Here is a 9,302-nt window from a genome sequence, read left to right on the forward strand (position 1 = left end):
GCTCTCCAGCAGCTTGACGCCGGCGGCGAAGACGAATTCCGAGAGATCAGCCGAATAAACGGAAGGCACCGGCATGCCGACGAAATCAAGCACGTTCTCGATGCCGTTCTCRGSCRTGTTGGCCTTGTCGGCCTTTTCCGAGGAGAAGGCGATCGCSSTGCCGSWGGYGAARTCSAGSCCCTTGCCGAGCAGGGTSCGCAGCTTGTCCTTGGCSGTSACCATCGCGACCTTGAAGCCGGCCTTCTGGAACTCGGCCAGGATGGTCGGTGCCCGCAGGAAGCGGGCATCGTTCATCATCACCTCTTCCTTGGCCTCGCGGTCGTAGAAGAAGTTGCCGGCGATGCCATGCCAGACCGGCGGGCGGCCGGTGATGATCGAGAGGTTGTTCGGGTTGGTGAAGCTCGGGATCACCGAATAGGCATGGGTGCTGGCGCCGGTCTTCATGATCCGGTCGAGGTTCGGCGTCAGGCCCTTGGCGCTGGCGGCCTCGATATAGGCCGGCTCCGAGCCGTCCATGCAGATCACAACCGTCGGGCGCTGCGGCCGGGCATAACCCCGACCGTTCGCGACGACATCCGACCCGACTTTCGAATGCATGTTCATCATCACCTCCTCAAGCGGCCGACTTCAAGCCAACGCCCATCTCATCAAGGACATCCGACACCGTGGCGACGAAGGCGCGCATGTCCTGGGCGCCCAGCGCCCCGATGCAGCCGATGCGGAAACTGTCCGCGACCGTCAGCTTGCCGGGATAGATGACGTAGCCGGCATCCTTCAGCGCGTCGTAGAAGCGCTGGAAGACGAAGTTCTTGTCCTGCGGCATGTGGAAGGTGACGATGATCGGCGCCTGCCGGGCCGCCGGCAGCAGCGTGCGGAAGCCCAGCCCTTCCATGCCCTCGATCAGGATACGGGCGTTCTCGGCATAGCGCTCGCCGCGGCCTGCGACGCCGCCCTCGGCCCAGAATTCCTGCAAGGCTGCGTGGAAGGCGACGATGACATGGATCGGCGGGGTGAAGCGGTACTGCCCGGTGCGCTCGAAGCCGGCATTCTGGTCATGGAGATCGAGCACCAGCGTCGTGGCATTGCCTTTGGTCTCGGCCAGTGCGCTCTTGCGGGCGATGACGAAGCCGAGCCCGGGAACGCCCTGGATGCACTTGTTCGAGGAGGCGGCGACCGCGTCGAAATAGACCTCGCGGCTGTCGAGCGGCAGGGCGCCGAACGCGCTCATCGAGTCGATCAACAGGCGGCGGCCATGACGCTTGGCGAGCGCGGCGATCGCCTCGACCGGGTTGCGGATGCCGCTGGTCGTCTCGCAATGGACGGTGAAGATGTGGGTGATGGCGGTATCCGTGACCAGCATCCGGTCGATCTCGGTGAGATCGGGCGGGGTGTCCTCGGCGGTCTCGTGGACGGCGACGGCGCGGCCGGCGATCTCCAGGATGCGCCTGGCGCGCTGGCCGTAGGCCCCGTTGATCAGGACCAGGATCTTRCCGTCGCTTGGCACGAAGGTGGTCAGCATCGCTTCGACGGCGAATGTGCCGGAGCCCTGCATCGGCACGGTGACGAAGTCCTCGCCGCCATGGATGATCTTCGGCAGCTCTTCCAGAACCGCCTTGTTGATGCCGACGAAGGTCGCGTCGCGCGAGCCCCAGTCATGCACCATGGCCTCCTTGATGGCGCGGCTGGTCGTCAAAGGCCCCGGCGTCAGAAGCAGCGGGTCGCCGGTTTCGGAGGTGGCGGGGCGTCGGGCTTGGGCCATTGCAGGTCTCGCTCTCGTTTTCCAGCGGATGGCCGACGCTAGAACACGCTCTTGACATAGGTCCAATACATCCTCTTCATGTTTGATATAGAGAGGATCTATAGATATGGCCGTCAGCTATTCCGGCCTCGCTGCGTTTCATGCCGTGGCCGAAGCGGGAAGTTTTACCAGCGCGGCGAAGGCCAAGAATCTCAGCCAGCCCACGCTTTCCACGCAGGTGAAGACGCTCGAGGACGCGTATGGTGTGCGTCTTTTCGATCGGATGGGCAGGCAGGTTAGGCTCACCCCGCTCGGGCAGAGCCTTTTCGTGATCACCGCCCGGTTGTTCACCGCCCAGGACGAGGCGCAGGCTCTCCTGGCCGGCACGCGAACGTTGCAGCGCGGCCATCTGCGGATTGCGGCTGACAGCGCGACGCATGTCATGGCGGCCCTCGCGAAGATGCGCGCGAACTACCCGGGGCTCACCTTCTCGCTGACCATCGGCAACTCGYCCGAGGTCGTCGATCAGATCATGGATTTCGTCGCCGATGTCGCGATCACGGCGCGCCCGAACTCCGATCCTCGCATCCACAGCATCAAGCTGCGGTCGGACAATCTGATCGCGTTCATCGCGGCCGACCATGAACTCGCTCGGCACGACAGCATCCCCATCGAGGCGTTCGCAGGTCAGGATATCGTCTTGCGCGAACGGGGATCCATCACGAGGGAGGTGATCGAGAACAGGCTGTCGATGGCTGCCGTCAAACCGATGAACCTGCTCGAAGTGCAATCGCGCGAAGCTGTTCGAGAGGCGGTCGCGGCCGGCTTCGGCATTGGCGTCGTCTTCGAAGCCGAATTCAGACCTGACTCCAACCTGAAGCGGCTGACCTTGACCGGCGCTGATTTCAGCGTCGGAGAATATGTGGCCTGCCGGGCGGAGCGGCGCCGCCTGCCTCTGGTCCGGAGCTTCTTTGAGATGGTGCAGCAAATCGTCGAAGGGACCTAGCACCAAGGCCAGATTCGGCCGTATCAGGACGCCGGACAGAGCCCTTAGCTGGCGGATGCCGTATTGATCCCGGCATCGATCCAATCACGCGTCTGCTCCAGGACCTCATCCGAGAGCGCGGGATCGTCTACCGCCCGGGCGAGGATCATAGCTCCCACCATCGCCGCAAAGCTTCCGATCGCCACGCGGCGTCTGTCCGCCACATCCAACTCCGGGAGCGCCTCGCCGATCCGGTCAAGCTGCGACCGCAGCCCCTGGGTCATGGCCGCGCGTGCAGCCGGGGTTTGATGGCGCACGGCCGCAGCCAGGGCAGCGGTCGGGCAACCACCGGCGCAGTTGTCGCGATGACCGGTTGAAAGATAAGCATCTACATACGAGCGAAAATCGCCCCCTCCGCCCGCGTCCACGGTGAGGACATGGGCAAGGGTCTGCGCGATCAGATCGTCCTTCGAGCTGAAGTGGCCATAGAATCCGCCATGGGTGAGACCGGCGGCTTTCATCACCTCCGCGACGCCGACCGCGTCGAACCCCTTGTCGCGAAACAGCCGGCTGGCCGCATCCAGAATCCGGCGACGGTTCTCCGCCATCTGTTCTCGACTGACCTTCATTTCAAAATTCTCCGCGAGCACCATTGACACTTACATGATGGCCATCATATTTAGCATCAATCATGATGATCGTCATGAATATAAATGCGACCACAAAAGAGAGCAACCCTATGACCGTCATTCCGTCAGTTCTCATCACCGGCGCCTCCACCGGCATCGGCGCCGCCTATGCCGAGCGCTTCGCGCGCCGCGGGCATGACCTGGTGCTGGTCGCCCGTAACACCGCGCGCATGGAAGCCTTGGCGGATCGGCTGCGTCAGGAGACGGGCGTGGCGATCGACATCATCCAGGCCGACCTTACGCGACCGGGAGACCTTGCGGCGGTGGAGACCAGGCTGCGCGACGATGTCCGTATCGGGGTTCTCGTCAACAACGCCGGAACCGCCATTGGCGGCAGCTTCATCGAGCAGCGCACCGATGATGTGGCACGCCTCGTGGCGCTCAATACGACCGCACCTCTGCGGCTTGCCAGCGCCATCGCTCCGCGACTTGCAGAGACCGGCGAAGGGGCGATCGTCAACATCGGCTCCGTGGTCGGCCTGGCGCCGGAATTCGGAATGAGCGTCTACGGCGCAACCAAGGCCTTCGTTCTGTTCCTGTCGCAGGGACTCAGCCTCGAGCTCGGCCCAAAGGGCGTCTACGTCCAGGCCGTGCTTCCCGCCACGACGCGAACAGAGATCTGGGACCATGTCGGTGCCGAGGTCGATACCATGACCGGGGTTATGGAGGTGGGCGATCTGGTCGATGCGGCGCTGGTGGGCTTCGACCGCCGCGAAGCTGTGACAATCCCGCCGCTTCCCGATGCCGGGCAGTGGGACGCGCTTGAGGCCGCGCGTCAGGCCATGCTTCCGAACTACCGGAATGCACGTCGCGCCGAGCGGTATCGCACGGGCGCCTGAGCATCAAACGAAACATCGATTATCCCACCGCCGTCATGGCTGACGCCTGATCTGGAGGAACAGCATCATGAAGGCCTTCATCCTCGATCGCTACGGCAAGAAACAGCAGTTGCGACTGGGCGACATGCCCGAACCCGTGCCAGGTCCCGACGACGTGCTGGTCGAGGTTGCCGCGGCAGGGCTCAACCCGATCGATTCCAAGATCCGGGACGGTGCATTCAAGCTGGTCCTACCCTACAAGACGCCGCTCGTGCTTGGGCACGATCTGGCGGGCACCGTGATCAGCGTCGGAGCAAACGTGCGGCGCTTCAAAGTCGGCGACGCCGTCTATGCCCGTCCCCGTGACGGGCGGATCGGCGCCTTTGCCGAACGGATCGTCGTCAACGAGAGCGATCTGGCGCTCAAGCCGGGCAATATCTCGATGGCCGAGGCCGCATCGATCCCGCTGATCGGGCTGACTGTCTGGCAGGCGCTGGTCGAGCGCGCGCAGATCAAGCCGGGACAGAAGGTGCTGATCCATGCCGGGTCGGGCGGTGTCGGCACCTTCGCCATCCAGCTTGCCAAGCATCTCGGCGCCACCGTCGCGACGACGGCGAGCGCCGCCAATGCCGTGATGGTGAAGGAGCTCGGGGCGGATGTCGTCATCGACTATCGCAGCCAGAACTTCGAGGAAGAGCTGTCGGGCTACGACCTCGTGCTCCACACGCTCGATGCCACGACGCTGGAAAAATCGCTGAAGGTGCTGAAGCCCGGCGGCAAGCTCATCTCGATCTCCGGCGCTCCCGATCCCGCTTTCGCACGCAGCCAGGGCTTGAACGTGGTGCTTCGGCTCGTGCTGCGCCTGCTCAGCGCGGGCATCCGGCGCAAGGCGAAGCACGCGGGCGTCGAGTATTCCTTTCTCTTCATGCACGCCGACGGAGGGCAGCTTGAGCGGATCACCAGGCTGATCGAAGACGGCACGATCCGCCCGGTGGTCGATCGTGCCTTCCCCTTCGCGCAGGTGAACGACGCACTCGCCTACATCGACACTGGTCGCGCCAAGGGAAAGGTCGTCGTCACGCTCAAGTGACGCGATTTTCGGAAACAAGGATTTCGCCATGGCCACCCATATCCGCAGCGCAGACTGGAAGGCGGCACCCACCCGCCATGTCGAGGCTGCCGGCACGCGCTTCGCTTATCGCCGCCTCGGGCCTGATGCAGGCGTGCCGGTGGTGCTGCTCAATCACTGGGGCGCGAACCTCGACAATTTCGATCCTCCCATCGTCGAGGGCCTGGCTGCCGACCGACCGGTCTATGCGCTCGACTATCGCGGCATCGGCAGCTCGGGCGGCAGGGCGCCGCTCACAGTCGCAGAAATGGCCAACGACATGATCGCCACGATCCGCGCGCTTGGCTTGAAATCGGTCGACCTGATCGGCTTCTCCCTCGGCGGCTTCGTCGCGCAGCAGATCCTGTTTGACGCCCCCGATCTCATCCGCCGCGCCATCCTCGCCGGCACGGGTCCTGCGGGCGGGACCGGGATCGAGCCGGGCATGGCGGCATCTTCCAGCATCACGACGCCTTCCTGACGAAGGCCAGGGTGTTCCTGGCCACCTGACCGCCAGCACCGCCCACAAGGACATATCAGATGGACCATATGACGTTCGGCCGTACCGGCCTTCAGCTTTCCAGACTCGCGCTTGGCACCGGCAATTTCGGCACCGGCTGGGGGTATGGCGCCGATCCTGAAACGGCGGTGGCCATTCTGGACGCCTACGCCGCGGCAGGCGGCAATTTCATCGACACGGCCGACGTTTATCAGTTCGGCCAGTCGGAAGAGATATTAGGCAAGGCGCTGGAGGGGCGGCGCGAGGATTTCGTCCTCGCCACCAAGTTTAGCAATGGCGCCTCGCCGGACGCCAACCGGCTGGTGAAGGGCAACAGCCGCAAGGCCATGATCGCCTCGGTAGAGGCGAGCCTGCGGCGCCTGAAGACCGACCGGATCGACCTCTACTGGGTGCATCATCCCGATGGCCTGACGCCCATGGAAGAGATCGTGCGCGGCCTCGACGATCTCGCGCGCGCCGGCAAGATTCTCTACGCCGGTCTCTCCAACTTCCCCGCCTGGCGGCTGGTACGCGCGGCGACGCTGACTGAGCTGACGCGAGCCGTGCCAATTGCCGCCGCGCAGTTCGAGCACAGCCTCGTCCATCGCGAACCCGAGGCCGATCTGTTCCCCGCCTGTCACGCCTTGGGAATCGCCGCTGTGACATGGTCGCCTCTGGGCGGCGGCGTGCTGACCGGCAAATATCGCAAGGGTGAGACAGGGCGCGCCGAAGGATTTGGTGGCCGCGTCTTTCAGGCAGAGAACACGCCGCAACGCTCAGCCACCGTCGACGCCGTACTGCAGGTCGCCGAAGAGGCCAGCACCAGTCCCGATCGCGTCGCCATCGCCTGGGCCATGACACACGGGGCCGTGCCGATCATCGGCCCGCGTTCGCTCGAGCAGTTGGAGAGTAATCTGGGCGCGGCGGCGCTGAAGCTTTCAGCGGAGCAGATTGCGCGCCTCGATGCGGCGAGCGCTCCGGCGGGGGCGCCACCTCGCGCGACGACGCTCGCTGTCGCCTGAGGCACGAGCTTACCGATGCCCCGCCAGGCCTCATTCGAGAGCATCGGGCTGCAGCGTTAGACGCGCTGGAGGCAGCGGCCGCCCTGGATACGAGAGACCCGGGCATATCGGCCGCCGCCGAGGACGGTGTCGACGATCGGTGCGTATCTGACCCGTGGCGCATGCTGCGCCCCGGAATTGAACACTCGGACGGGACGGGGCACAGCGGGAGGAGTTGGGCCTGAAGCCGACCCTGTGCGAATTTCGCGATTGAAAGCTCAATATCCGGGCAGCCGCGGTGAAAATTCTCACTTGGTCGGCGCGACGTGGCGTGTTTACCTCGGCTCTTCTCGATCGGAGCCTTCGATGTCAAGCCGCATCGCCTTCGGCGGTTTCCTGCATGAAACCAATACCTTCGCGCCGAGCAAGGCGGGGATGGACGCCTTCCAGCAAGGCGGAGGCTGGCCGCCGCTGGCGCGGGGCGAGGCGATCTTCGCGGCCGTGACCAACGTCAATGTCGGCGCTTCCGGCTTTCTCGACGTGGCCCGCGAGAAGGGCTGGGAAGCCGTGCCGACGCTATGGTGTGCCGCCAGCCCTTCGGCCCATGTCACGGCCGGGGCCTTCGAGACGATCGCAGGCGAGCTGGTGGAGCGGATTCGCGCGACGCTGCCGATCGACGGCGTCTATCTCGACCTGCACGGCGCGATGGTGAGCGAGAATTTCGACGATGGCGAGGGTGAGGTCCTGCGCCGGGTGCGGGCGGTGATCGGACCGGACGTGCCGCTGGTCGCGAGCCTCGATCTGCACGGCAACGTCACCCCGCTGATGGTCGAGGCCGCCGACGTGCTCGTCGCCTACCGCACCTATCCGCATGTCGACATGGCCCTGACGGGCGCCCGCGCCGCGCAGGCCCTCGCCGGCCTGCTCGGCACCACGAGGCGCCCGGCCAAGGCTTTCCGGCAAATTCCCTATCTCATCCCCATTGCCTGGCAGGCGACGGCGATGGAACCGTGCCGCACGATCTATGCCGAGCTTGCCGCGCTGGAAGGCGAGACGGTGCCGAGCCTCTCCTTCCTGCCCGGCTTCCCGGCCGCCGACTTTCCGGATTGCGGGCCGACCGTCGTCGCCTACGGCACGACGCAGGCGCAGGCCGACGCGGCGGCCGACGCGGTCGCCCGACGGGTGATGGCGAGCGAGGCCGCCTTCAAGGGCACGGTCTTCGATCCCGATGCCGGGGTGCGCGAGGCGATGCGGCTCGCAGCGAGCGCGACGAAGCCGATCGTGATCTCCGATACGCAGGACAATCCCGGCGCCGGGGGTGATTCCGACACGATGGGCATGGCAGCAGCCCTCGTGCGCAACGATGCTGAGCGTGCCGCAATTGGCGTCATCGTCGACCCCGAGGCCGCCGCCGCCGCCCATGAGGCGGGCGAAGGCGCGATCGTCACGCTCGCACTTGGCGCGAAGTCCCGCATTCCCGGCGACGCCCCGCTCGTGGCGAGCTTCACCGTGGAGAAGCTGTCCGACGGCCGCTTCGTCGCGCCGGGTCCCTTCTATGGCGGTTCGCGCATGAATCTGGGGCCGAGCGCCTGCCTGCGCATCGGCGGGGTGCGCATCGTCGTCGGCTCGCGCAAGGCGCAGATGGCCGACCGGGCGATGTATCGGCAGGTCGGCATCGAACCGGAGGAGCAGGCGATTCTCGTCAACAAGAGCTCGGTGCATTTCCGCGCCGATTTCGAGCCGATCGCCGAGACGATCCTCGTCTGCGCGGCACCCGGCCCGATGCCGGTCGATCCGGCGGTCCTGCCATGGCGCCGGCTGCGCCAGGGCTTGCGCACATCACCGCTCGGCAGGCCGTTCGCCTGAGCACGTCCTCCCTCGCATCAGCCTTTCATCGCCTGGAGTTCCTATGCCCGTTCTGCCGCAGATCGACGCCTTCAAGGATGACCTCACGGCGATCCGCCGCGATCTCCACGCCCATCCCGAGATCGGCTTCGAGGAGGTTCGCACCGCCGGCATCGTCGCCGACAAGCTGAGGGAGCTGGGCATTGAGGTTCATACCGGTATCGGCACGACCGGCGTCGTCGGCGTGCTGCACGGCCAGGCGGGGCCGGGCCGACGCATCGGGTTGCGGGCCGATATGGATGCGCTGCCGATCCAGGAGACCACCAACCTGCCCTGGCGTTCTAAGGTGGCCGGCAAGATGCACGCCTGCGGCCATGACGGGCACACCACCATGCTGCTCGGTGCCGCGCGCTACCTTGCGGAGAACCGGRGCTTCAAGGGCACGGCGATCTTCGTCTTCCAGCCGGCGGAGGAAGGGCTCGGTGGCGCGCGCCGGATGATCGCGGAAAAGCTGTTCGAACGCTTCCCCTGCGACGAGATCTACGGGTTGCACAACGCACCCAATCTCGAGGCCGGCCAGATCTCGGTCTTCCCCGGCCCGGCCATGGCCGGCGCGGAT

9 protein-coding genes and 1 pseudogene are annotated in these 9,302 nt (G+C 65.5%); 7 read left to right on the forward strand and 3 right to left on the reverse strand.

Features of this window, described 5'->3' with window-relative positions; translation table 11 throughout:
• Positions 1-603, reverse strand: a 603-nt coding sequence (locus AB4Y99_RS24945) for an alkaline phosphatase family protein (RefSeq protein ID WP_441525205.1), incomplete at its 3' end; no start/stop codon positions are given.
• Between the two features lie 10 nt (positions 604-613).
• Positions 614-1,759: a 2-aminoethylphosphonate--pyruvate transaminase gene (locus AB4Y99_RS24950; protein WP_441525206.1), complete on the reverse strand. Its 1,146-nt coding sequence runs from the start codon at positions 1,757-1,759 to the stop codon at positions 614-616.
• 106 nt (positions 1,760-1,865) lie between these two features.
• Between AB4Y99_RS24950 and AB4Y99_RS24955 the strand changes: the two genes are divergently transcribed.
• The gene (locus AB4Y99_RS24955; protein WP_441525207.1) at positions 1,866-2,744 is read left to right on the forward strand and encodes a LysR substrate-binding domain-containing protein; all 879 of its coding nucleotides are present in this window, start codon (positions 1,866-1,868) and stop codon (positions 2,742-2,744) included.
• Between the two features lie 44 nt (positions 2,745-2,788).
• Here the strand turns inward: AB4Y99_RS24955 and AB4Y99_RS24960 are convergent, their stop codons facing one another.
• Positions 2,789-3,352, reverse strand: coding sequence for a TetR/AcrR family transcriptional regulator (locus AB4Y99_RS24960; protein WP_038364285.1), 564 nt, complete (start codon positions 3,350-3,352; stop codon positions 2,789-2,791).
• 110 nt (positions 3,353-3,462) lie between these two features.
• On the opposite strand from AB4Y99_RS24960, the gene AB4Y99_RS24965 reads away from it, so the two are divergent.
• The 6 genes and pseudogenes from AB4Y99_RS24965 to AB4Y99_RS24990 all read left to right on the forward strand — a co-directional run.
• Entirely contained in the window at positions 3,463-4,251 is a 789-nt protein-coding gene (locus tag AB4Y99_RS24965; protein WP_441525212.1) for an SDR family NAD(P)-dependent oxidoreductase, read from the forward strand.
• A 67-nt stretch (positions 4,252-4,318) separates the two neighbouring features.
• Entirely contained in the window at positions 4,319-5,320 is a 1,002-nt protein-coding gene (locus AB4Y99_RS24970; protein WP_441525208.1) for an NADP-dependent oxidoreductase, read from the forward strand.
• 28 nt (positions 5,321-5,348) lie between these two features.
• A pseudogene (locus tag AB4Y99_RS24975) lies at positions 5,349-5,795 on the forward strand (alpha/beta fold hydrolase); the annotation flags it as partial.
• A gap of 83 nt (positions 5,796-5,878) precedes the next feature.
• Positions 5,879-6,859, forward strand: coding sequence for an aldo/keto reductase (locus AB4Y99_RS24980; protein WP_441525209.1), 981 nt, complete (start codon positions 5,879-5,881; stop codon positions 6,857-6,859).
• Between the two features lie 345 nt (positions 6,860-7,204).
• Positions 7,205-8,704: a M81 family metallopeptidase gene (locus AB4Y99_RS24985; RefSeq protein ID WP_441525210.1), complete on the forward strand. Its 1,500-nt coding sequence runs from the start codon at positions 7,205-7,207 to the stop codon at positions 8,702-8,704.
• Positions 8,705-8,747: 43 nt separating this feature from the next.
• Positions 8,748-9,302, forward strand: a 555-nt coding sequence (locus AB4Y99_RS24990) for an amidohydrolase (protein WP_441525211.1), incomplete at its 3' end; no start/stop codon positions are given.

This window comes from Allobosea sp. TAB14 (assembly GCF_052113865.1).
GTDB lineage: Bacteria > Pseudomonadota > Alphaproteobacteria > Rhizobiales > Beijerinckiaceae > Allobosea > Allobosea spartocytisi.

Bases quoted from the DNA above. Each gene is read 5' to 3' on its own strand.
- AB4Y99_RS24960 (WP_038364285.1), bottom strand. From the start codon at position 3,352: ATGAAGGTCAGTCGAGAACAGATGGCGGAGAACCGTCGCCGGATTCTG.
- AB4Y99_RS24965 (WP_441525212.1), top strand. From the start codon at position 3,463: ATGACCGTCATTCCGTCAGTTCTCATCACCGGCGCCTCCACCGGCATC.
- AB4Y99_RS24970 (WP_441525208.1), top strand. From the start codon at position 4,319: ATGAAGGCCTTCATCCTCGATCGCTACGGCAAGAAACAGCAGTTGCGA.
- AB4Y99_RS24980 (WP_441525209.1), top strand. From the start codon at position 5,879: ATGGACCATATGACGTTCGGCCGTACCGGCCTTCAGCTTTCCAGACTC.
- AB4Y99_RS24985 (WP_441525210.1), top strand. From the start codon at position 7,205: ATGTCAAGCCGCATCGCCTTCGGCGGTTTCCTGCATGAAACCAATACC.